A 22,196-nucleotide genomic window follows, 5' to 3' on the forward strand; every position below is an offset into this window, starting at 1 on the left:
TTTAGTTTGGACAGATCAGCCCCGGTTTGAAGGCCGGATTGTCCAAACTAAAGTTCGGACTCCAGCCCGACACCATGCAGCTTAAGTGTCAAACACAATCCGCATGGACAGGTCGATGGCGCGGATATTTTTAGTCAGCGCCCCCACCGAGATGTAGTCCACGCCGGTTGCGGCGATTTGGCGGAGGGTGTCGAGGGTGACATTGCCGGAGACTTCCAGTTCGGCCCGGCCTTGGGCGAGATTCACGGCCTCCCGCAGCATGGCGGGGGTGAAATTGTCGAGCAGAATCCGCGCCGCGCCCGCCGCCAGCGCCTCCCGCAATTCGTCCAGGGTTTCCACCTCCACCTCGATCATGACCCCGGCTTGCAAGGCTTGCGCGGCCCGCACGGCCTGGGTGATGGAGCCGGCGGCGAGGATGTGGTTCTCCTTGATGAGAATCCCATCGAACAGGCCCACCCGGTGGTTGTGGCAGCCACCGCAACGCACCGCGTATTTCTGGGCCAGCCGGAGACCGGGAATGGTCTTGCGGGTGTCCAGCACCTTGACGCCGGTGCCCTCCACGGCGCGGGCGTAAACCCTGGCCGTGGTGGCGGTGGCGGACAGGGTTTGCAGCAGGTTCAGGGCGGTGCGCTCGCCGGTCAATAAGGCTCGCGCCGGGCCGCGCAGGCCGCACAACTCGGTGCCCGCCGCCACATCGGCCCCTTCCTCCGCCCGCCAGGTGATTTCCACCGAGGCGTCCAGCCGTGCGAACACGGCGGCGAACCAGTCCCGACCACACAGCGTCATCGGTTCCCGCGTCACGACGGTGGCCACGGCCCGCGTGGTTTCGGGCACGATCAGCGCCGTCAAATCGCCGGAACCCAGGTCTTCGGCCAGGAAGCGGCCGATCTCGGCGGGGTCTGGGGCCGGGGAAATTGAAGATTCCAAGCTCATATTGACGAATCCCTCAGGTGTAAAAAACCGACTCGGTTTTAGAAACCGAGTCGGTTTATGCGTTTGTCGGACGGTCGGCCTATTTGTGTTCCTTGGCTTTGGCCTTGGTTTCTTTGGCTGGTTTGGCTGCGGCGGGCTTGGCTTCCTTAGTGGCGGAGGTTTTAGACCCCTTGGCCGAAGCTTTCTTGCCGGTGCCGCTGGCGCTAGCCACCGTCGCGACGGGCGTGATGCCCAGCGCCTTGACGTCCGCCGTCTGGGTGGCCCGCTCCTCGGGCGGCATCACGACGAGCCCTAGGGATTTCAGATAGCCCTTGTCGCCCCAGGCGTTTTCGCTGGCGGCTTCGGCGATGAATTCCTTGAGTCCGGGCGTGGCGCCGATGTTGGCCTGCTTGACGTACAGGAACAAAGGCCGCGTTCCGGGATAGGCCTTGTTCGCGATGGAGTATTGATCCGGCTCCACGCCGTCGATGGGGATGGCGCGGCTGTGGGCGGCGTTTTCGGTCAACAGCCCGTAATCGAAGATGGCGACCTTGGCGGGCGAACCGCCCAGCCGCGCCGCGAGGTCTTCGTCATTTTCGCGGCCTTCGACATACGCGCCGTCTTCCCGCAGGGCGCGGCATTTTTTCAGCGCGTCCAGGGTGGGTTCGGCCTTGCCGTCAACGCTCCACGGGCGGCCCTTGCATTCCTGGTCGGCGATCATGTCCGCGAAGGCGTCGTAGGCACCGGACACGGGCGGCGGGCCGTACACTTCAATCGGGGTGGCCGGGAAGGCGGGATTGATGTCGCTCCAGCTTTTGTTGGGGTTAAGCACCAGTTTGCCCGAGGCGTCCGCCACCCATTTGGCGAGGGCCAAGCGGGCTTCCTTGCGGGTGAGGGCCAAGGGCGGGGCTTTCTTGGATTGGGCCAGCACCAGGCCGTCATAGCCGATTTTCAGTTCAAGGACATCGCCAACGCCGTTGGTCCGGCACTCGTCGCGCTCCTTGGTTTTCATGGGGCGGGCGGTGGCGACGATGTCGGGCGATTCCACGCCGAGTCCTTCGCAAAACAGCTTGATGCCGCCGCTGGTGCCCGTCGCCTGCGCCAGGGGCGTCTGGAAGCGCTTGTTCTTGACGAGCCGCTCGCCGACCGCTTTGACATAAGGGGTCACGGCGGACGAGCCGACGATCAGGATATAGCCACGGTGGAATTCAGCGGAAACCGACGCCGAGAATATTCCGGCGCCCACGAGGGCGGCGAGGGCAAGGGCATTTTTTCGCATAAAAAGCTTCATCAAAAGTCGTGAGTAAACGCGGAAAGCGGGGTAGGGGACGCAGATTGTAAACCCATGTCGGCGCGGCCCGCGATGCGGGCGTCTTTGAATGGCTTGTTCCTCAAATTTAGGCCGACCCGGTCTTTGAAGCCGGGTCGGCCTGCATGAATGCGCACTAAAAAGCAAACCCGCCGGATGGCGGGTTTGCTTGGGTTCGGCGATCGAAGCCGCCGATAGGGGGCGTGTTGCTTAGTCGCCCATCCAACGCAGTTCGACGCGGCGGTTCTTGACCCGGCCAGCCTCGGTGCTGTTGTCGGCGATGGGGTATTCCACGCCGTAGCCCTTGGCCGAAAGCCTATTGGTGACGCCTTTGGCTTTCAGGTAGCGGGCCACCGACTCGGAGCGGCGCTGCGACAGCTTGAGGTTGTACGGCTTCTTGTTGGGCTTGCCCTCGTCACTGGCGTAACCGGCCACTTCGATGTCGCGCTTCTCGGGGAAGGCCACCAGCTGCTCGACCACGCCATCCAGAATGGACTGGGCGCCTTCGGTCAGTTCGTCGGAATCGTATTTGAAGTTGACGCCGCGCAGTTCCATCACAATCGGGCAGCCTTGATCGTCGATCTTGCTGTTCTTCATGGTGCCGGGGCAGCGGTCGTCGCAGTCGTCCACGCCGTCGTGGTCGGTGTCGCGGCCACGGGCGCATTCCTCCGCCGGGGCGGTGGGCACGGCGGCCAAAGGCTGAGGCTTTTCGCCGAACGGAATGACGAAGCCGAGGTTCACCACCAGGTCATTCAGCAGGTCGGACTTGGCGGTGCCGCCGTTGAAATCGTTGAGGGCGTTGGCGGTGTTGCCGCGATAGCGCACGTCGCCGCGCAGCAGGAAGTTGTCGGACAGTTCAACCGTCGCGCCCAGGCCCGCTTCGAAGATGAAGGAGCTTTGCGCCCGGCCACCACCCGCCAAGTCGCGGGCGCTGGTGTTCATGCCGCCCACGCCGAACACGGCATAGGGGGAGAAGGTGTCGCGCATGAAGTAGTATTGCAGATCGACCGTGCCGCCCGCGATGTCGGTGTGACCACCCACGCCCCGAATGTCGTTGCCGTAGTTCTGCCAGAAGCCTTTCAACTCGACGTTGAAGTATTCATTGATAATCTTGCCGACGCCCGCACCGGCCCCCCAGCCTTGCATACCCTTGGTGTCGCCGCCCGTGTAGAGGAAGCTGCCGAAGGGCGCGATGTAAAAGCGGTCGTCCAAAAACGTCTCGTCCGCTTGGACGGCTCCGCCGGCCACCGCCCCCACGAGACCGAGGGCGAGAAGAATTCTTTTTGACATGTCAGTCTCCTATAGACCAAATCACAACAACCATTGAGAAATTCGCAACAAAGCCAATGGTAGCGGCTCGGGTGGCGGTGCGCAACCGGAATCGGTCCTTTTTTCAAGCCCTTAGGGCAATTACTTATAACAATACTGTTAGCTGTTTCTGGCTTTTCGACAAAGCGGCGACGCGCCAAAGCCTTTATGTAGTGCTTGGTCGAGGCGTCCGCCACGATGGGTTGTTGATGAATGGATGCCAAGCCATGCCCCATGCAGGTGCTTTTTCATGGGGTGGTTAAGCAACAGGAAGGGAAAATCGGCGCGGTGATCGGCAATGGGGCGACAGCGGGCGCGATGAAAGGGACGAAATCAGAATCCCAGGGCGCGGAGCGATTCGGCCTCGGCTTGGCTGGCACGGACCACCCGCTTCTCCGGGAAGCAGCAGCTAAAACAACTGCCTTGGCCGGGCACGCTCGTGATCTTGAGTTCCGCGCCATGCCTCGCCAGTACGTGCTTGACGATGGCCAGCCCCAGCCCGGAGCCACTCTTGCTGCCCTCGACGTCCACCCGGTAGAAGCGCTCGGTGAGCCGGGGCAAATGCTCCTGGGAAATGCCGGGTCCGGTGTCCTCGACGTCCAGCCGGACGCCCCGCTTTTCGTCCCGCCAACGCACGCTTACCTTGGCGCTCGACGGGCTGTATTTCATGGCGTTCACCACCAGGTTGGAGAAGGCGCTACGCAATTCCGGCTCGCCGCCCAACAGCCACGCCTCACTTTCCAGCCACAATTCCAGGGTGGGGCGCGGGTCCGCCAGCAGCTCGGCTTCCTCGCAGATGAGTTCCAGCAAGGCGGGCACGTCCACTTCTTGCTGCGGGACTTGATACGCCCCCGATTCCAGGCGGGTCAGCGACAGCAGCCCATCCACCAGGCTTTCCATGCGGGCCGTTTGTTCCTCCATGCGGCGGAACACTTTCTTATAGGAATCCGGCACGGTGCCGACGGAATCGTTCAGGGTCTCCAAGTAGCCCTTGAGCACGGTCAACGGCGTGCGGAGTTCGTGGGAGACGTTGGCGACGAAATCGGTGCGGACCCGCTCCATGAACCGTAGATGGGTCACGTCCTGGGCCACCAGCAGGCGCAAATCCTCGCCATAGGGCACGACGCGGATTTCCAGTTGCACGTTATCCAGCACCGGCGAGGGAATGCCCACCGTCACCTGATAATCGGCGTGGCGCAAATAATGGGTGAATTTGGGATAGCGCAACAGATTGCCGATCTTCTGGCCGATGTCGCCGCGCCGCAACCCCAGCAGCTTTCCGGCGGCCTCGTTGAACCAGTCGATTTGGTCCCTCGGACCCAGCACCACGGTGGCGTCCGGCAGGGCGGCGGTGGCGGTGCGGAAGCGCTCCAGCACCCGGATGAGCTGCTTTTTGCGGCGCTTGTTGCGGCGGCGCAGCCGGAAGATCAGGTAGTAGATTTCTTCCCAAACGCCGTCGGCGTGGGGCATTTCATTGGCCCGGCCACCGCGCAGCCAAGCCATCAATCGGTTGGCGTAGAACAGGTGGCGAGCCAGATAGACCAAGAGGCCCAGCCACAGCACAATGACCGGCTGGCCGAACAGCTTGCCGAAAAAAGCGCCGACCACCAGCGCCAAGAAAATGAATGACAGTTCCGACCGCCAGGTACTCAAGATGAAGCCGTTTTAGAGTTGCTCAGAAAAGCGGTAGCCGAACCCGCGCACCGTCTGGATCATTTCTTCCCGGCCATGCTCGGACAGAATCTTGCGCAGGCGGCGGATGTGCACATCCACGGTGCGCTCCTCAATGAACGAACTGCGGCCCCACACTTGGTCCAGCAGTTGGCTCCGGCTGTAGACCTTATCGGGATGGGTCAGGAAGAACTCCAGCAGGCGGTATTCGGTGGGACTCAGCAGCACCGGATTGTCGGCGATGGAGACCCGATGCTCCTCATTGTACAGGGTGATTCCGCCCTGCTCGATGCGGCCCGAGCGACCCAGCTTGCCGGTGCGCCGCAAGACCGCCTTGATGCGGGCCACCAATTCCCGGGGCGAGAACGGCTTGGTCACATAGTCGTCGGCGCCGACATCCAGGCCGCGAATCTTGTCTTCTTCCTCGCCCCGCGCCGTCACCATGATGATGGGGATGTCGCCGAGTTCCTTATCTTTCTTAAGCCGCCTGGCCCATTCGGCCCCGCTCAGGCCCGGTAGCATCCAATCCAGCACGATGAGATCGGGCGTTTGCTCGGCCATGAGCGCCTGGGCTTGTTGGGTGTCCGGCGCGGCCCGCACACAGAACTCGGCCTGTTCCAGCACCATGGTCAGCATTTCGCGGATGGCGTCTTCATCCTCGACGACGATTACGTTTATAGCGGTCATTCTTCAAAGCTCACTGTGACGAATACCACCGCAATGTACGTGGCGATTATGATGATTTCGTTACAGTCGCGCCGGGCACCCAAGGGCCAGTCCGGCGCGATTATTCCGACGCCGGGCGGGCGGCGGTGTTCCACCATTGGACGAGGCTGAGCACCGCCAGGGAAAGGAAGCATATCAGCACCCAGGCCGGCATACTGAGGCCGAGCAGGGTCCAGTCCACCTTGGCGCAATCGCCGGTGCCCGTCACCATGGCTTTAAGCGTGTCGGTCAGGGGAAAGTAATGGAACATATATTCCAGGCCGGGGGTGCAGGCGGGCACTTCGTCGGAGGGCAAATGTTGTATCCAGACGTGACGGGCGGAAATGCCGCCGCCCACCAGCGCGGTGAGGGCGCCGAATACGGCATAACGGCGGACACCGGAAGGGCCGGGGTTGTGCAGCACCGCCGCCAACATGACCAAGCCGACCGCCACCACCATGATGCGCTGGGAAATGCACAGGGGACAGGGATCGAGTCCGCCGGAGAACTGGAAGAACAGCGCCATCAAAATCAGGCCGACGCAATACAGGAAGCCGAGCAGGAAATAGGTTCTGGGGCTGAATTGGCTGAGTAGTTTTAGCATGATGGGGGCAAGGCGGGTTGGAGTACGGCGGCATCGGGCGACGCCGCCACGGGATGAGGAATCTATCAATCTTCGAGGCGGAATCCCACTTTCAACACCACCTGGAAATGGGCGACCTTGCCGTCAACGATATGGCCGCGAGTCTCGATGACCTGGAACCAGTCTAGGTGATCGTGGGTTTTCGAGGCTTTCTCGACGGCGTTGCGGATGGCTTGGTCCGAACTTTCTGGGGAAGTACCGACGATTTCGATGAGTTTATAGCAACGGCTGGGCATGGCTCTGCTCCTTTGAGTGTGGGAGGTGGGCGGGTGAGGCAAGCGCCGACTGGACCGCACAGAGCATACGGGCGCGGGCCGAAGGAGTCCATATCTGGGAAGGCGGTGGGATTGTGCCGAAAGCGGGGATGGACGCCCTGACCGTTGTCAGCCGCGTCCGGTGGTCCGGGTCGCTAGGGGTTGGGAGTGGGGCGGGTGCGTCGCCTCCCCGGCGGTGGCCAGAACCAGCCCGCCGCCGGTTGCAGCGAGGTCGCCAGAACGATTCCCAGGCGCCATCGAATTAATTTGCCGCACATGGTTCGATCCTTCCCGCCATTCGTTTACCTCCGCATTTATCGGGCGGTCAACGACAGTTTCAATACGCCCGGTACCCGATAGAAAACGCGGGCCGACAAGAAAATTTCCGGTCATTCCCACGCTGCCTTTTTTTGACATTAATCCGACCAACCAGTCCCCATGAAATAACGAAGAATGATAAATCATGACTAATGCCCCTATAACGGCCACGGTGAAAGCAGTTAAATTTATCGTGAACGAAACAAGGGTAGTGTCCCAAAAGTGGATGCAGAACCAATCAAGCCTTTTATAATCATAAAGTTAATGCTCTTCATATCCATATCGAGAACACTACCCCGGAAGGGCACCTATGGAATTCAGAGACTATTACCAAATTATGGGCGTCCCGCGTGACGCCTCCCAGGAGGATATTAAGCGCGCCTACCGGAAGCTGGCCCGCCAATATCACCCCGATGTCAGCAAGGAGTCCAAGGCCGAGGACAAGTTCAAGGAATTGGGCGAGGCCTATGAGGTGCTTAAGGACCCGGAAAAACGCGCCGCCTACGACCGCATCGGCACGGGCCGTCACCACGGCGAGCGGTTCAGTCCGCCACCCGATTGGGATGTCGGCTTCGACTTCGGGGGTGGTGGATTCACCGGGGGCGACGCGGCGGGGTTCAGCGATTTTTTCGAGAGCCTGTTCGGGCGCTCCGCCGGACGCGGAAGTCGGCAAGCTCGTGGCGCATGGGGCGGACCCTTGACGCCCGAGGACCGGCACGCCGTCGTCCATGTCGGCTTGGAAGACGCCTATGCCGGGGGCGTCCAGACCATCGCCCTGGAAGTGCCGGAGCTGGACCCCCGTGGGCGCGTCACCCTGCGCTCCCGCACACTGAACGTGAGGATTCCCAAAGGCGTCAGGAAGGGTCAGCGCATCCGCCTGGCCGGACAGGGCGGCACCGGGACGCGGGGTGGGGCCGCCGCCGATTTGTACTTGGAAGTCCACTTCAAGCCGCACCGCTTATTCAGGCCGGAAGGGGGCGACATTTATCTTGATTTGCCCGTGGCTCCCTGGGAGGCCGCCTTGGGCAAGAAAGTCACCGTGCCCACCCTGGCCGGCAAAGTCGGCCTGACACTCCCCCCAAATTCTCAAACCGGGCATAAACTTCGTTTGAAGGGCCGGGGCTTGCCGGGCGAGCCGCCAGGGGATCAGTACGTGGTGCTGCGCCTTGTGACGCCGGAGGCGACTAGCCCTGAGGCCAGGGCCTTATATCAGCGGATGGCGGAACTCATGCCCATGAATCCGCGTGCCCACATGGAGGATTGACGATGGCCGAACGTTCCAAAATGACGGCGAAGGGCGTGTTGCTGGACGAGCGGACGCGGTTTTCGCTGGTGGAATTGTGTGAGGTTTGCCGGATCAGCGCGGATTATGTGCTGGAGGTGGTCGACGAGGGCATCATCGAACCGGAGGGCGGCGAACCGGCCCAATGGCGCTTCCGGGCCGCTGATTTGCGGCGCGTGCAGACCGCCTTGCGTTTGCAGCGGGACTTGCGGGTGAACCTGCCCGGCGCCGCCTTGGCACTGCATCTGCTGGAAGAGTTGGACGCCACGCGGCGGCTCGTCCGCGAGTCCTTGTTCAACTGACCGAATTCAATCGGAGCCATTCTCATGAATACCTCCCATCAAGACGGCTATGATTCAAGTCGCGCCCTCAGTGTCTTGTCGGAAGGCTGGCACGCCCTCAAGCAACGGGCCGCCCACGCCTTGACCCACTTCATGCCCGCCGGAGAGGCCGGGCCGGGGCGGGGCGCTTCCCGCTGGAGCCTGCTACCGGCGGAGGTGTGCGAGACGGAGGACCGGGTGGTGGTCGCCCTCGAAGCGCCGGGGATGCGCCCGGAGGATTTCGATGTCGATGTGATTGAGAACGTGCTGGTGATTCGCGGCGAGAAGCGGGCGGCGCAAGAGGAGATGCCGGAGGCGGGCCGGTATTTTTTGTTGGAACGCGCCTACGGGGCTTTCGGGCGGGCGGTTCATCTGCCAGCGGACGTGGACCGGGACCACGCGACCACCCATTATCGGGCCGGGGTTCTTGCCATCACGCTGCCCAAGCGCGTTCGCAATCGCGTGGGGCGGGTAGTGACGGCGCTTGATAAGCGCTGGGCGAACTGTGGTGAATGGCAAGGCCGCCGAGTCTCCGGCTGGACGATTGGAGCTTGGAAATGGTTTCGACAACACAGGGGTTGGCCTAATTCGATTCATGTTTTCCTGGTACAATAGTCCGCTTTTTTCAGGATTCGCGTTGGCGGAAAGTAACGGACTTTCGATTTTAGACAGTTTTCTTCCGGCTTACTGACCGGAAGTGGATTGAAGCGCGCAGCCCGATTGCGAAGTTCGGACGGTTTTGACAGGTTATCGCCAACAGGTCGGCACGGTTCGACGCTTCGGAACATTGGGTTTATAGAATGATTCCTTCGGGCGGCGGATTCGATGTCGACCTGACTGGGCAGCACCAATATCGGGCTATTTCATGATACTCAAGGAACCACAATTACAGCAGCGGCAGCATAGCTATACCCGTAAAGACCTGCTTCAATGCGGGCGCGGGGAAATGTTCGGTCCCGGCAACGCGACGTTGCCACTGCCCCCCATGCTGATGTTTGACCGCATCACGCACATTGATTCGGACGGCGGCCCCCACGAAAAGGGCTTAATTACCGCCGAATTGGACATCAATCCAGACCTCTGGTTTTTCGCCTGCCACTTCCAGAACGACCCGGTCATGCCCGGCTGTTTGGGCCTGGACGCGATGTGGCAGCTGATTGGCTTCTATCTCGGCTGGATGGGTGGCCTCGGACGCGGGCGGGCGCTCGGCGGCGGCGAGGTCAAGTTCCGCGGCCAGGTCTTGCCCCATCACACCCTCGTGACCTACCGTATTCATTTGAAGCGAGTGATCCTGCGCAAGCTGGTGATGGGCATCGCCGACGCCGAGATGGAATGCGATGGCAAGGTCATCTATGAGGCCACCGACCTGCGGGTCGGACTGTTCACTTCCACGGATGCTTTCTAAAGGAGTTCCCAGGTTATGAAACGTGTTGTTGTTACCGGCCTCGGTATCGTATCCAGCATCGGCAACAATCGGCAGGAAGTGACGGAGTCCTTGCGCGAGGGCAAATCCGGCATCGAGCTGAGCGCCGAGTACCGTGAACTCGCTTTCCGCAGCCATGTGCATGGTCCCCTGCGGCTGAATCCCGACGACCTGATCGACCGCAAGATTCGGCGCTTCATGGGCGAGGGCGCGGCCTACAACTATATCGCCATGCGTGAGGCCATCGCGGACGCCGGGCTTGAAGGGAGCGAGGTGTCGAACCCGCGCAGCGGCTTAATCATGGGGTCGGGCGGTCCCTCGACCTCCAACATGCTGCTGGCCTGGGATAGCTTCCGGGAGAAGGGCGTGAAGAAGGTCGGCCCCTACATGGTGCCGCGCAGCATGTCCAACACCAATTCCGCTTGCCTCGCGACGCCGTTCAAGATCAAGGGCGTCAACTATTCCATTAGCTCGGCCTGCGCCACCAGCGCCCATTGCGTCGGCAACGCGGCGGAACTGATTCAACTGGGCAAGCAGGACATTATTTTCGCGGGCGGCGGTGAAGAATTGCATTGGACGCTGAGCGTGCTGTTCGACGCCATGGGCGCCCTGTCCTCCAAATACAATGATGAGCCGCTACGGGCCTCGCGTCCCTACGACGCGGACCGGGATGGTTTCGTCATTTCCGGTGGCGGCGGCGTTTTAGTCATGGAAGAACTGGAACACGCCAAGGCCCGTGGCGCGAAAATCTACGCGGAATTGGTGGGCTACGGCGCCACCTCCGACGGCTACGACATGGTTCAGCCTTCCGGCGAGGGCGCGGTGCGCTGCATGAGACAAGCTATGGAAAACATCCGTGGCCCCATCGACTACATCAACGCCCATGGCACCAGCACCCCGGTGGGCGACATCCGGGAGTTGCAGGCGGTTCGGGAAGTGTTCGGCAACGAAGTGCCCCCCATCGCGTCCACTAAGTCTCTGACCGGCCACGCCCTGGGCGCGGCGGGCGTGCATGAGGCGATTTACTCGCTGTTGATGATGGAGGGCCGGTTCATCGCCGCGTCCGCGAATGTCGAAAACCTCGATCCGGGCGCGGAAGGCGTCTCCGTGGTTCGCCAGCGCATCGACGACGCCCGAGTGGACATCGCCATGTCCAACAGCTTCGGTTTCGGCGGCACCAACGCGAGCCTCGTATTCCAGCGGTATGACGGATAGCGCGACGGCCCATCTGGGGGAAAAGCAGCGCTACGAGTTCAACAAGCTGCAAAAGCGCCTGCGGCGGCTCACGGGGGACGCCATCGTCGATTACGGTATGATTGATGAGGGCGACAAGGTCATGGTCTGCCTGTCCGGTGGCAAGGACTCCTACACGCTGCTGGACATCCTCCTGAGTCTCCGCCTTAGCGCCCCGATCAACTTCGATATCGTGGCCGTTAATTTGGACCAGAAGCAGCCGGGCTTTCCGGCCCATGTGCTGCCGGACTATCTGACCAGCCGGGGCGTGCCATTCCAGATCATCGAGCAGGACACCTACAGCATCGTCCAGCGGGTCGTCCCGGAAGGGAAGACCACCTGCGGGCTGTGTTCCCGCCTCCGCCGGGGCATCCTGTACCGCTATGCGTCCGAGAATGGCGTCACCAAGATCGCCCTCGGCCATCACCGCGACGACATCCTAGAAACCTTCTTCCTCAATTTGTTCTACGGCGGCACGCTCAAAGCGATGCCGCCCAAGCTCCTGAGCGATGACCGGCGGCATGTGGTGATCCGACCGCTGGCCTACTGCAAGGAGCAGGACATCGACCGCTATGCCACCATCAGGAATTTCCCGCTCATTCCTTGCAACCTGTGTGGCTCACAAGAAAACCTCCAGCGCCAAGCGATGAAGGAGATGCTGCGGGGCTGGGATCGGCAGCATTCTGGCCGCGTGGAGACGATTTTCACGGCGCTGCAAAATGTCGCGCCCTCGCAGCTGGCGGATCGCAATTTATTCGACTTCGCCAATCTTGAGCAATTGCGCGGACTTGGCTCTTGTCCGACAGAAGTTGTCGCGGCGGGATTGGACGTGCTGGCCCTTTAGGCTGGCTGTCCGTCTGTCGATGAGCCGCCCAATTTGGGGCGGTTTCGCGTCAAAGATAAATCCCGCTCTTGCATTTTGGGGAAATCTTCTTTATAAAGTTGTCGTGCTGTAGGCACTACCAACTATAACTTTTAAAGCTTAATTGAGGAGGATCTTATGAAGAAGTTGCTCTGCGTTGTCAGCGTTATCATGATGTCTCTGGTTGTTGTTGGCTGCGGTAATTCCCCGGACGGCGACAAGCAGAAGATTGAAGCTCCTGTTCAGTTCTAAGATTAGTTATATCTTAACGTAGCCTCCTCCGTGTATAACTTCCTCGCTTAGGGAGTTTAAGAATATCAACAAAGTGCGGATAAGCTTGTTAAGTTAAGGTTTTGAAGCCCGAACGCTGGTTCGGGCTTTTTTTTACGAAAATTAAGGATTCTGCGTCATTTTGTCGCGTGTCCCAGGCTTTTTTAAGCGGGAAAACAAGACTCACTCGACTTGACAGAGATTGAGCAGAAGGTAAGATAGTCGCCGCAATAGCATGAGACGCTATTCAAAGAGACACACAAGAGAACAAATTTAGGTAGGTATAAAAAAATGGGAATGATCCTCGAATTGGTTGAAAAGATGAGATCCCCGGTGGGTATCGTGGTAACCATCGTGGTTATCGCCGCTGGTGTGTTCTTTGTGCGCTGGGTTTTCAACGACGAAGAAAAAAAGTAAGTTTTTGAATCGTGGCAAGTTTAGAAAACCCATGCACCATAGCCTTAGGCTTTAGCTAGTTTTCTATCCTTGCCACTTCGTATCTAGGGGGTTATCTCTTCCCCCTTTATATTTCCCTTCCTATCGCAGCTTCTTCTCCAGCCCGTCGTTATTCGACAGCCGTTTGGAAAGCCAAACTCCATCCGTTTTAGAATCTAACTCGTTCCGCCCCGAACGCTCGAAACAGAGTCGGGCGTACACCGCCCTCCACAACCAGCCTCATCTTTTCTGATCTTATTTGCCCGCTTGCTCGTTTCCCGCATTAAATTAACCTGCGGATTCACGCCCGGCTTCTATATCTTGCTCGGCGCGCTGGCCCTGCCCGCATTCATTCGCGTTCATTGCGGATAACATTGCCCGCCTGCGAGAGCGGCCCAGCGGCCTCTAGTCGAGCGGCTGCGTGAGAACGGTTCGGCATCTTCGGAAAAGCCCAGCGTTTAATATGCCATCACGCCCATCCTTAGCGGTTTGGTTGACCACCACCAACCAAGGCGCCTTGCTGCAACCACAGGCGCAAGACCTCCGTTTTTCCGACGCCATCGATAGCTCTCCCGGCATCAACGTGGACGAGGGACGGACTTACCAAGCCGTGGAGGGATTCGGCTTTTCCCTGACTGGCGGTAGCGCCCTGCTCATCAGTCGCTTGCCAGTGGATGAGCGAAGCGCCTTGCTGCGGGAGCTGTTCTCGCCCGGGGGGAACGGCATCAGCGTGGGCGTCCTGCGCCTCAGCATTGGCGCGTCCGACCTCGGCGAGCGCTGCTTTTCCTATGACGACACGCCTGCCGGAGAAGCAGATTTTGCGCTGGCCCATTTCGACATCGGGGCAGGCGATCCCGAGGTCATTCCCCTGCTGCGCGAGATTCTGGCGATCAATCCCGCGCTCAAAATCATCGCCGCGCCTTGGTCGGCGCCGCCGTGGATGAAAACCAACCGTGGATTTGTCGGTGGCAAACTAAGGCCGGATTGCTACGCTGTTTACGCCGCCTATCTGGTCAAATATCTCCAAGCCATGCGGGAAAATGGCGTCACCGTTCACGCCATCACGCCGCAGAATGAGCCGCTGAACCATAAGAACGACCCCAGCATGATCATGGCGGCGGACGAGCAGGCCGAATTTATTAAACACCATCTGGGCCCGGCCTTGTGGGCGGCGGGCTTGGCGGAGGTGGACGTGTTCTGCTGGGACCACAACTGCGATAGGCCCGACTACCCACTAGCGGTGTTCGCCGATGCCGAGGCGCGGCGTTATCTGGCGGGTTCGGCTTGGCATTTGTACGGCGGCGATATTGCGGTTTTGTCCAATATTCACCGGGCTTATCCCGACATGAAGTTGTATTTCACCGAGCAATGGGTTGGGGCGGACGGCGCGTTCGGCCCGGATTTGATGTGGCATGTGCGGCACGTCCTGATCGGTGCCACCCGGAATTGGAGCCGCGTGGTGCTGGAATGGAACCTAGCTTCCGATCCTGACTGCGGACCCCACACGCCGGGTGGTGAATCCCGCTGTGTTGGCGCCTTGACCGTGGGCGATGGAGTTACCCGCAATGTCGCCTATTACGTCATCGCCCACGCCGCGAAATTCGTCCGCCCCGGTTCGGTGAGGATTTATTCCGATGAGTGGCCCGCCTTGCCCAATGTGGCGTTCCGCACGCCCGACGGCCATATCGTCCTGATTGCGCTGAACGATGGTGCCGCCCCCCAATCCTTCAACATTGTTCACCGGGGCCAACGAGCCGCCGTCATCTTGCCGGGCGGCGCGGTCGCCACTTATGTTTGGCCGACGGGATGACGTGTCTGTAGGTTGGACTTAAGTCCGACCTACCCTGTGTGTGAGGCGGTGCATCAATCCCCAAGTAGCACATCCACCCGCCGGAATTGGCCACGCCGCACAGCTTCGGCGTCTTCACCGTCCAGATACGACCCATCCACCGCCCGCCTGCCGCCCGCCCGCCCGTATAGCTGAAAGCGGCGCGGCGTGGGCGCGTCCGGGCCGAAGGTATCCCGGCGCGTGGGGTTGATGTACACCAGCAAAGTCGCCCCCAAGAAAGCACAGGCCGCGCTGTCGCGGGGTAGCATTTCCTCCACGCCAAACGGGGCAACCCGTGTCTCAACCGTAGAAAACAGCGCCTTCGACAAAGCGGGCGTGGGCCGAAACCGGAGCTTTCCCTCTTCAAACACAAAAGGGGTCGGCCCTATGAACAGATGCGCCCACAGGTGCAGGAATTCCACCGTCGCCCCGGACAAGCGGGCCACACAGCCCCGGCCATGTTCCCTAGCGTCGATGGCGAAGCCGCTGCCCACCAGAAAGCTGGAATTCTCGATGGGATTGCGGCGGTATTCCTCGACGCGGCGGAACGGCACCAACAGCTTTTCGATTTCCCCGTAGAACTCCGCCACCAGCCCCCGCCGCACCATTTCCAGCACGAACTTGTAATGCATGTGCAGGAAGATGGAGCCGTTTTCCAGCCAGCCATCATTGAAAACGCCAATCCGCCCCAGTGCCAGCGCCCGGTCGCCCAGGGGTTCATTGACGCGGTACATGCCCAGCTTGCGGTCGAAAAGCGGGCTGTTCCGCGCCGCGTGATAAAGCGTCCGCGCTTCTTCCGGCGGGGCGATGCGTAGGGCGTGAACGAAGCCTTCCAAGAACACAGGCAGCGGGTGCCGCCGGAAGCGCGTCACGACCACATGCCCGTTGCCCGTTTCCCGGAACGCTACCGCCTCATAGGAAAAGTACGTGTCGATGCCCGCCGCTGTCCGCGCCTTGGCGATGGCCCCGTCCAGATACGCCGAAACCCTATCCAAGAAAACCCGCGCCCGCTCAAACGCAAGCGCTGTTTCCGCGCCCTCGAAGCCCATGAACACCTGGTCCCGATAGCCTTCCTTGGCGGTCTGGCTGGCTTCCCAAAAGGCGTCGGCGGACAGGGCGGGGCGCTGCAACAGCGTTTCCAGCGTCGCCACGAATTCCGCCAATTCCACCGGCAGCGGGCATTCACCATCAACATCGGCCAAGGCGTGGCGGGTGAAATCGGCCAGCCGCTTGAGTTCGATGGTCTCGTTCACCGACGCGCCGAACAACCCCGGCAAACCATTCAGCGCGTCGCACCAGCCGGGCCGGTCGGCTTCCATTTCGATGCCCACGCCGTCGGGGTCCAACGAGGCCAGTTTGTTGGCGACCAGGGTGATGATTTTGCCGAGCAGGGTGGTTGTCACCACCGCCCCCGTGCCGCCATCGGCGCGGACCCGGTAGGGGCATTCGGTGCGGGAGTTAATCAGGGCGATTTTCTCGGGCCGGGCTTCCACCGCGCCGAAGCGTCGCACGCCTTGCGGCGTCAGAACGTGTTTGCGGGAACGCGGCAGCACAAAATGGGTGGGATCGAAAAAGCTGTAGCGGCGCTCCCGGAACAAATCGGCCACCCGCTCCGGCAAAATGGCCGCGTAGCTTTCCAGCAAATCCACCAGATAAGTCCAATGGTCGGACCAATAGCCCCGGTCGAATTCGGCGTCTTCCACTTCCCGAGCATCCCGCAGAATGGTTTCAATGACCGGCTCGGGTTCGTCCGTTCCGGCCCGGATGACGCGCCACAGCTCCCCGTATTTGAAGGGTCGGGCAAGCAAGTCCCGCAGGCCGGGGAATCGGGCGGTAGGCTCGGGAAAGGCCGCGCCATCCACGCTAAAGCGCGAATTCCGCAGCACTTGCGGGTTGTAGCCGTCGGGCTGGATGAGGTTGAAGAAGTAATGGATGTTCCGGGCGTCCAGCGCGGGATCGAACCACACATCCAGGCGGCGGTTTTGCAGCATGTCGCGGAAATCGCCGTTGCCCTCGGAATAAGGCGAATCCTGCACCAGAAAGTCGTTGTAGTCGCGTTCCAGGTCGCCGTGCTTGCGGCCATACAAATGCAGGCGCTTCCCGCCCGGCACGGCCATGGAGAAGCCGCCACGCAAGCCGTTGTCCAGATAACACTGGCGGGCGTAGGCGTCGAATAAAGGCTGTGCCGTGGCGGTGAAGGCCCGCTGGGTCAGGTCGTCCACCAGCCGCCGATTGATTTCACCCTTGGCTTCAAGCCAAGCCGCGTCGGTAATCCCGCCCAAGAATGCTTGGAGCATTTCCCAGGTCGGTGCCTGGCCGTACACGCCATAAAAGACGCGGATTTCCCCCGGCACTAGGTCAAGACTCAACGCCTGGAAGGCGGAAGGCGTCCGGTTGCCCGTCACTTGTCCGCCAAATTCCAAAGGCTGGGCAGAATAGAAACGCTCGGGGCTGGAAAAATCATCCGCCCGCCCGAAAATCTTTTCCGCATCCACCACCGTCTGCGTGCGCCGACCATCCAGAAAGCCGGCGAAGAAATTGCCCGCCATCACCGGCTCCACCTGCGGCGTGTCGGTGGGCAGCACTTTCAGGCGGAAGAACGGCGACCGTTCCGCCACGCCTTCCACCACCATGTAGGCTTCCACGGTGCGGCTCATGAACTTCACGCACCACTGATTCATGCCATAGGGCAGGACTTGCGGCAGGCCGTCCACGATCTCCACCCGCCGGGGCTGGGATGACAGGTTTTGCACCGTCACCCGCCGCACCAGCCCCGCCAGGGGTGCCTCGGGCAAGGTGAACATATCGGCCCGGATGCGCAGCTCCAAGCGGGGGTGAATTTCCTCCACGCCGACCTCGTGGGGCGTGATGTAGAGGCGTTGGCGGGCTTCCTCGCCGGCGCCGCGCTGGAACGGCTCGTGGGTGAAGGCTTCGCCGCCCGCCGAAACTTTCAGGAAGGTGCGGAAGCCACGGGACGGCGTGAGTTGATAGGCTTTGTCGGCGGGGAAGAATTCCACCATGGCCCCGTCCTTGTTGCGCACGCCGAAGCAGGCCATGGCTTGGCCCCGGTTGACGTAAAAGGCCCAAGCCGGAACGCCGGTGGGTCCGGCGATGCCGGGCAGGAAGCTGGCGAAGGGGGCGCGGTCGTTGTATTGCTCGACGACGAACGCGCCGGTTTCGTCGAAGTAATAGGGGGGATGGCTCATGGGCTTAGGTTTCAGTATCGTCGATGGGTTACGCTACGCTTCACCCATCCTATAACTATTTTTCCAACTCAAACAAAAACGTCTTAATCCCCCGCGCCGGAAGCATCGTCTCCGCCTGCACTCCCGTGGTTTTCAGGTCGAATTCGATAGGCTGCTCAGTACGGTTCAAAACGACCACGGCCACCGTTCCGTCAGTGTTCAGAAAAGCCGTCGCTTCCAGCGCGTCCAATGTTTTGGCGCAAAGTATCCGCCGCGCTCCGGGTCGGATGAAGCGCGAGAATTGCCCGATATAAAAATACGAGCTTTGATACCTTATATCGCCGGTTTGTGTGTCGGCGATAATCGGGGCGCTGCAATAATTGCCCACATGATTGGGACCGCCTAATTCATCCAGAATCAGATTCCAATCCACCCAAGCGACCGTCCAGCGGTTCAGGTCATTAATAATGGACCGGGCATAACGCTCCCCTGTTTCCCAAGAGCCTAAATGCGGCCCGCCTTCTTGACAGCCTTCGGTAAAGATAAGGTGTTTGTCGGGATAGGCGTCGTGGGCCATTTGGACATTATCGAAATGGTCCCCGCAATACCAATGAAACCCCACGCCCCAGACATACCGCGCCGCCGCCGGATCATCCAAGACTATTTTGGCGCGTTCATACATCCGGTCGCGGTTGTGGTCCCAAATAATGATCTTGATATGGCCCAGCCCCGCGCTTTCCAGCGCAGGGCCGAGAAAATCCCGCACGAAATCACGTTCTTCCTCGGCGGTATATAGGCAGGAATCCCAGGTTTGGGTGGCTTCCGGCTCGTTTTGCACGGTCAAGCCCCAGATGGGTATTCCTTCTCGCTCATATTCACGGATATACCGGACGTAATAATCAGCCCAAGCGGCGCGATATTCGGGCTTGAGCTGTCCGCCGCCATTCATCCGCCCGGTGGTCTTCATCCACGCGGGCGGACTCCACGGCGAAGCAAACAGCCCGAGTTTCCCGTCGCATAAGGCCTGCGCGTCGCGAATCATGGGAATCAAAGCTAGACGGTCGCGGGCTATGTTGAAATGGCTTAGCTCGGTGTCGCCATCGACTTCGGTATAGGCATAATTGCCAGTGGCGAAATCACAGCTATTAATGTGGGTTCGGCACAGGGTATAACCGTGGCCTGCGTCTGGGGAAAAATACGCAGCCAATATTTCCTGGCGTTTATCGGACGGCATTTTGTCCAACGTTACGGCGGAGGCTTCGGTGAAGGCGCCGCCAAAGCCGATGAATTCCTGAAATTGCACGGCGGGATCGATAAAAACGGAGGGCCGGGCGGGTGCCGTGGCGGAAATAAAGGCGGTGGTTTCGGTTGCGGATAGCCGCTGGCCGGTATCGCGGGCCGTACAGAAGCTTTTAATGCGGTGTGGCTTGGTCATGGGATTAATCCTGTACAGGTAATGTGGCGGATTCGGTGGCCGTCGAAACCGTCCCCGTCATCAATCGGTCGAATTAAATTCATAGGATGGGTGAAGGTGCGCCATGATGAATATCCAATTGATGAATGACAACCGCGCACCGCAACCCGTCATGCCTCCGCTTGGAGTGATGGGTTACGGCGCACGGAGAAACCGACCGAATATCAGCCTCTTTGGTGTGCGCCTTCATCCATCCCACAGATAATCGCGGGAAATTTTCATCGCGGATTGCCCCGTCACGTTCATCATCCAAAATCACCCGTTAATCACGCAACATCCCGAGGAGGGTTCCCCATGGCCGTCGATTCCACGCATCCCGAGCCGAACAACCTCATCAGCGCCTTCGGACCCGCCCGCGCCACGGTGCCGGGTGCCCCGCTCGACGCTGACCAATTGCGCCAAATCCACGCCTTCTGGCGGGCCTGTAATTATCTGGCGTTGGGCATGATCTACCTTAAGGATAATCCCCTGCTGCGCGAGCCGCTCCAGCCCGAACACATCAAGAACCGCCTGCTCGGCCATTGGGGTGCCAGCCCCGCGCTGTCCTTCACTTACACCCATCTGAACCGGGTCATCAAGAAATACGATCTCGACGCCATTTTCCTGGCCGGTCCCGGCCATGGGGCGCCGGGCGTGTTGGGTCCGGTATATTTGGAGGGTAGCTACTCGGACATCTATCCCGACAAGAGCCTCGACGCGGAGGGCTTGAAAGCCTTCTTCAAGCAATTCTCCTTCCCCGGCGGCATCGGCAGCCATTGCACGCCGGAAACGCCCGGCTCCATCCACGAGGGCGGCGAACTGGGCTATGTGCTGTCCCACGCCTGCGGAGCGGCCTTCGATAACCCGGATTTGATCGTCGCGGCGATGGTCGGCGACGGCGAGGCGGAAACCGGCCCGCTGGCGACCTCCTGGCACATCAACAAATTCCTCAACCCGGCGCGGGACGGGGCGGTGCTGCCGATCCTCAATCTCAATGGCTACAAGATCAACAACCCCACGTTGCTGGCCCGCATCGGTCATGACGAGTTGGAAAAGCTGTTCGAGGGCTATGGCTGGACGCCGCTGTGCGTGGAAGGCTCGGACCCGGACACGATGCACCAGGCCATGGCCGCGACCTTGGATCATGCGGTCGAGTTGATCCGCGCCGCGCAGGAGGAGGCCCACCGCACCGGCCAAGCGAAACGGCCCCGCTGGCCGATGATCGTGCTGCGTGCGCCCAAGGGCTGGACCGCGCCGGGCGAGATCGACGGCCACAAGATCGAAGGCTTTTGGCGCGCCCATCAGGTGCCCATCGCCGATGTGAAGAAGAACCCGGCCCATTTGCAGTTGTTGGAAGACTGGATGCGCCGCTATCGACCGGAGGAATTATTCGATGCCGACGGTGCCCCGGTGGCGGAAATTCGCGCCCTCGCCCCGACGGGCCGCCGCCGGATGGGGTCCAATCCCCACGCCAACGGCGGCTTGCTCAAGCGGGCGCTGCGGATGCCGGATTTCCGCGAGTACGGCATTCCAGTCGAACAGCCCGGCCAATCTGAAGCGGGGAACACCCAGCCCTTGGGCGTATTCCTGCGCGACATCATGCGGGCCAATTCGCAAAGCTTCCGGGTGTTCGGGCCGGACGAGACCGCCTCGAACAAGCTTCAGGCCGTGTACGAAGCCGCGAAAAAATTCTGGATCGCCGAGTATTTCCCGGAAGACAGCGACGGCGGCGAACTAGCCCCCGATGGCCGGGTGCTGGAAATGCTCAGCGAACACACCCTGGAAGGCATGTTGGAAGGCTATTTGCTGACCGGGCGGCACGGCTTCTTTTCCACCTACGAGGCATTCGTCCACATCATCGACTCCATGTTCAATCAGCACGCCAAGTGGCTGTCCATCTGCAACCATTTGTCGTGGCGGGAAAAAATCGCCTCACTCAACCTGCTAATCACGTCCACCGTGTGGCGGCAGGACCACAACGGCTTCACCCACCAAGACCCCGGCTTCCTCGACGTGGTGGTGAACAAAAGCGCCGAAGTGACGCGCATCTATCTGCCGCCGGACGCGAATTGCCTGCTGTCGGTGGCCGACCATTGCCTGCGTAGCGAGAACTACGTCAATGTCATCGTGGCCGACAAGCAGAACCATCTGCAATATCTGGACATGTCCGCCGCCATCGCCCATTGCACCAAGGGCGTCGGCATTTGGGATTGGGCCAGCAACGATCAGGGCGTGGAACCGGATGTGGTGATGGCCGCTGCGGGCGATGTGCCGACACAGGAGGCGCTGGCCGCGACGGCGCTGCTGCGGGCGGAATTCCCCGATCTCAAGCTGCGCTTCGTCAACGTGGTGGATTTGTTCAAGCTGCAACCCGAGACCGAGCATCCCCACGGCCTGTCCGACCGGGATTTCGACAGCCTGTTCACGCTGGATAGGCCAGTGATTTTCAACTTCCACGGCTATCCCTGGCTGATTCACCGCCTTGCTTATCGCCGCACCAACCACGGCAATATGCACGTCCGGGGCTACAAGGAGAAGGGCAATATCAACACGCCTTTGGAGTTGGCGATTCGCAATCAGATTGACCGCTTCAGCCTCGCCATCGACGTCATCGACCGCGTGCCGAGGCTCCGGGTGGCGGGCGCTCACGCCAAAGAAAAGTTCAAGAATCAGCAGCTTGCTTGCCGACAATACGCCTATGAACATGGGACGGATTTGCCGGAAGCGACGGCGTGGCGGTGGGCGGGTTGATTTGCTCTGGGTGGGTTTGTGGGAGTGGGCTTTA

The 22,196-nt window shown here is 60.6% G+C and carries 18 protein-coding genes; 9 read left to right on the top strand and 9 right to left on the bottom strand.

Annotated features, from left to right (window positions below):
- Positions 1 to 81: 81 nt before the first annotated feature.
- The 7 genes from nadC to ACXWUF_RS02060 all read right to left on the bottom strand — a co-directional run bounded on the left by nadC (position 82) and on the right by ACXWUF_RS02060 (position 6,784).
- On the bottom strand, positions 82 to 933 hold the full coding sequence (nadC, locus tag ACXWUF_RS02030) for a carboxylating nicotinate-nucleotide diphosphorylase (protein ID WP_458492981.1): 852 nt from the start codon (positions 931 to 933) through the stop codon (positions 82 to 84).
- A gap of 79 nt (positions 934 to 1,012) precedes the next feature.
- Positions 1,013 to 2,191: a substrate-binding domain-containing protein gene (locus ACXWUF_RS02035; RefSeq protein ID WP_458492982.1), complete on the bottom strand. Its 1,179-nt coding sequence runs from the start codon at positions 2,189 to 2,191 to the stop codon at positions 1,013 to 1,015.
- Between the two features lie 240 nt (positions 2,192 to 2,431).
- Entirely contained in the window at positions 2,432 to 3,511 is a 1,080-nt protein-coding gene (locus ACXWUF_RS02040; RefSeq protein WP_458492983.1) for an OmpA family protein, read from the bottom strand.
- Positions 3,512 to 3,862: 351 nt separating this feature from the next.
- Entirely contained in the window at positions 3,863 to 5,182 is a 1,320-nt protein-coding gene (phoR, locus tag ACXWUF_RS02045; RefSeq protein WP_458492984.1) for a phosphate regulon sensor histidine kinase PhoR, read from the bottom strand.
- Between the two features lie 12 nt (positions 5,183 to 5,194).
- A complete protein-coding gene (phoB, locus tag ACXWUF_RS02050; protein ID WP_458492985.1) occupies positions 5,195 to 5,887 on the bottom strand; it encodes a phosphate regulon transcriptional regulator PhoB in 693 nt (230 codons plus the stop codon).
- A 100-nt stretch (positions 5,888 to 5,987) separates the two neighbouring features.
- The gene (locus ACXWUF_RS02055; protein WP_458492986.1) at positions 5,988 to 6,509 is read right to left on the bottom strand and encodes a disulfide bond formation protein B; all 522 of its coding nucleotides are present in this window, start codon (positions 6,507 to 6,509) and stop codon (positions 5,988 to 5,990) included.
- Positions 6,510 to 6,574: 65 nt separating this feature from the next.
- The gene (locus tag ACXWUF_RS02060) at positions 6,575 to 6,784 is read right to left on the bottom strand and encodes a dodecin (RefSeq protein ID WP_458492987.1); all 210 of its coding nucleotides are present in this window, start codon (positions 6,782 to 6,784) and stop codon (positions 6,575 to 6,577) included.
- A gap of 646 nt (positions 6,785 to 7,430) precedes the next feature.
- On the opposite strand from ACXWUF_RS02060, the gene ACXWUF_RS02065 reads away from it, so the two are divergent.
- From ACXWUF_RS02065 to ACXWUF_RS02100, 8 genes are all read left to right on the top strand, one after another.
- A complete protein-coding gene (locus tag ACXWUF_RS02065; RefSeq protein ID WP_458492988.1) occupies positions 7,431 to 8,384 on the top strand; it encodes a DnaJ C-terminal domain-containing protein in 954 nt (317 codons plus the stop codon).
- A 2-nt stretch (positions 8,385 to 8,386) separates the two neighbouring features.
- Positions 8,387 to 8,704: a chaperone modulator CbpM gene (locus ACXWUF_RS02070; protein WP_458492989.1), complete on the top strand. Its 318-nt coding sequence runs from the start codon at positions 8,387 to 8,389 to the stop codon at positions 8,702 to 8,704.
- A gap of 24 nt (positions 8,705 to 8,728) precedes the next feature.
- Positions 8,729 to 9,337, top strand: coding sequence for an Hsp20/alpha crystallin family protein (locus ACXWUF_RS02075; RefSeq protein WP_458492990.1), 609 nt, complete (start codon positions 8,729 to 8,731; stop codon positions 9,335 to 9,337).
- A gap of 250 nt (positions 9,338 to 9,587) precedes the next feature.
- Complete coding sequence (fabA, locus tag ACXWUF_RS02080) at positions 9,588 to 10,127, top strand: 3-hydroxyacyl-[acyl-carrier-protein] dehydratase FabA (RefSeq protein WP_458492991.1); 540 nt, start codon at positions 9,588 to 9,590, stop codon at positions 10,125 to 10,127.
- A gap of 15 nt (positions 10,128 to 10,142) precedes the next feature.
- Positions 10,143 to 11,360 (top strand): beta-ketoacyl-ACP synthase I, encoded by a 1,218-nt coding sequence (gene fabB / locus ACXWUF_RS02085; RefSeq protein WP_458492992.1) that lies wholly within the window; start codon positions 10,143 to 10,145, stop codon positions 11,358 to 11,360.
- A complete protein-coding gene (ttcA, locus tag ACXWUF_RS02090; RefSeq protein WP_458492993.1) occupies positions 11,350 to 12,222 on the top strand; it encodes a tRNA 2-thiocytidine(32) synthetase TtcA in 873 nt (290 codons plus the stop codon). The genes fabB and ttcA overlap by 11 nt, the downstream gene beginning before the upstream one ends.
- A gap of 579 nt (positions 12,223 to 12,801) precedes the next feature.
- Positions 12,802 to 12,927, top strand: a complete 126-nt coding sequence (locus ACXWUF_RS02095; protein WP_458492994.1) for a hypothetical protein — start codon at positions 12,802 to 12,804, stop codon at positions 12,925 to 12,927.
- 511 nt (positions 12,928 to 13,438) lie between these two features.
- Positions 13,439 to 14,755, top strand: coding sequence for a glycoside hydrolase family 30 protein (locus ACXWUF_RS02100; RefSeq protein ID WP_458492995.1), 1,317 nt, complete (start codon positions 13,439 to 13,441; stop codon positions 14,753 to 14,755).
- 53 nt (positions 14,756 to 14,808) lie between these two features.
- Here the strand turns inward: ACXWUF_RS02100 and ACXWUF_RS02105 are convergent, their stop codons facing one another.
- Both ACXWUF_RS02105 and ACXWUF_RS02110 read right to left on the bottom strand, forming a co-directional pair.
- A complete protein-coding gene (locus ACXWUF_RS02105; RefSeq protein WP_458492996.1) occupies positions 14,809 to 17,979 on the bottom strand; it encodes a hypothetical protein in 3,171 nt (1,056 codons plus the stop codon).
- Between the two features lie 55 nt (positions 17,980 to 18,034).
- Complete coding sequence (locus ACXWUF_RS02110) at positions 18,035 to 19,393, bottom strand: glycoside hydrolase family 30 protein (RefSeq protein WP_458492997.1); 1,359 nt, start codon at positions 19,391 to 19,393, stop codon at positions 18,035 to 18,037.
- Between the two features lie 333 nt (positions 19,394 to 19,726).
- Between ACXWUF_RS02110 and ACXWUF_RS02115 the strand changes: the two genes are divergently transcribed.
- Entirely contained in the window at positions 19,727 to 22,162 is a 2,436-nt protein-coding gene (locus ACXWUF_RS02115; protein ID WP_458492998.1) for a phosphoketolase family protein, read from the top strand.
- Positions 22,163 to 22,196 lie beyond the last annotated feature (34 nt).

The sequence above is a fragment of the Methylomagnum sp. genome (assembly GCF_054333355.1).

Bases quoted from the DNA above. Each gene is read 5' to 3' on its own strand.
- nadC (WP_458492981.1), bottom strand. From the start codon at position 933: ATGAGCTTGGAATCTTCAATTTCCCCGGCCCCAGACCCCGCCGAGATC.
- ACXWUF_RS02035 (WP_458492982.1), bottom strand. From the start codon at position 2,191: ATGCGAAAAAATGCCCTTGCCCTCGCCGCCCTCGTGGGCGCCGGAATA.
- ACXWUF_RS02040 (WP_458492983.1), bottom strand. From the start codon at position 3,511: ATGTCAAAAAGAATTCTTCTCGCCCTCGGTCTCGTGGGGGCGGTGGCC.
- phoB (WP_458492985.1), bottom strand. From the start codon at position 5,887: ATGACCGCTATAAACGTAATCGTCGTCGAGGATGAAGACGCCATCCGC.
- ACXWUF_RS02055 (WP_458492986.1), bottom strand. From the start codon at position 6,509: ATGCTAAAACTACTCAGCCAATTCAGCCCCAGAACCTATTTCCTGCTC.
- ACXWUF_RS02060 (WP_458492987.1), bottom strand. From the start codon at position 6,784: ATGCCCAGCCGTTGCTATAAACTCATCGAAATCGTCGGTACTTCCCCA.
- ACXWUF_RS02065 (WP_458492988.1), top strand. From the start codon at position 7,431: ATGGAATTCAGAGACTATTACCAAATTATGGGCGTCCCGCGTGACGCC.
- ACXWUF_RS02070 (WP_458492989.1), top strand. From the start codon at position 8,387: ATGGCCGAACGTTCCAAAATGACGGCGAAGGGCGTGTTGCTGGACGAG.
- ACXWUF_RS02075 (WP_458492990.1), top strand. From the start codon at position 8,729: ATGAATACCTCCCATCAAGACGGCTATGATTCAAGTCGCGCCCTCAGT.
- fabA (WP_458492991.1), top strand. From the start codon at position 9,588: ATGATACTCAAGGAACCACAATTACAGCAGCGGCAGCATAGCTATACC.
- fabB (WP_458492992.1), top strand. From the start codon at position 10,143: ATGAAACGTGTTGTTGTTACCGGCCTCGGTATCGTATCCAGCATCGGC.
- ttcA (WP_458492993.1), top strand. From the start codon at position 11,350: ATGACGGATAGCGCGACGGCCCATCTGGGGGAAAAGCAGCGCTACGAG.
- ACXWUF_RS02095 (WP_458492994.1), top strand. From the start codon at position 12,802: ATGGGAATGATCCTCGAATTGGTTGAAAAGATGAGATCCCCGGTGGGT.
- ACXWUF_RS02105 (WP_458492996.1), bottom strand. From the start codon at position 17,979: ATGAGCCATCCCCCCTATTACTTCGACGAAACCGGCGCGTTCGTCGTC.
- ACXWUF_RS02110 (WP_458492997.1), bottom strand. From the start codon at position 19,393: ATGACCAAGCCACACCGCATTAAAAGCTTCTGTACGGCCCGCGATACC.
- ACXWUF_RS02115 (WP_458492998.1), top strand. From the start codon at position 19,727: ATGGCCGTCGATTCCACGCATCCCGAGCCGAACAACCTCATCAGCGCC.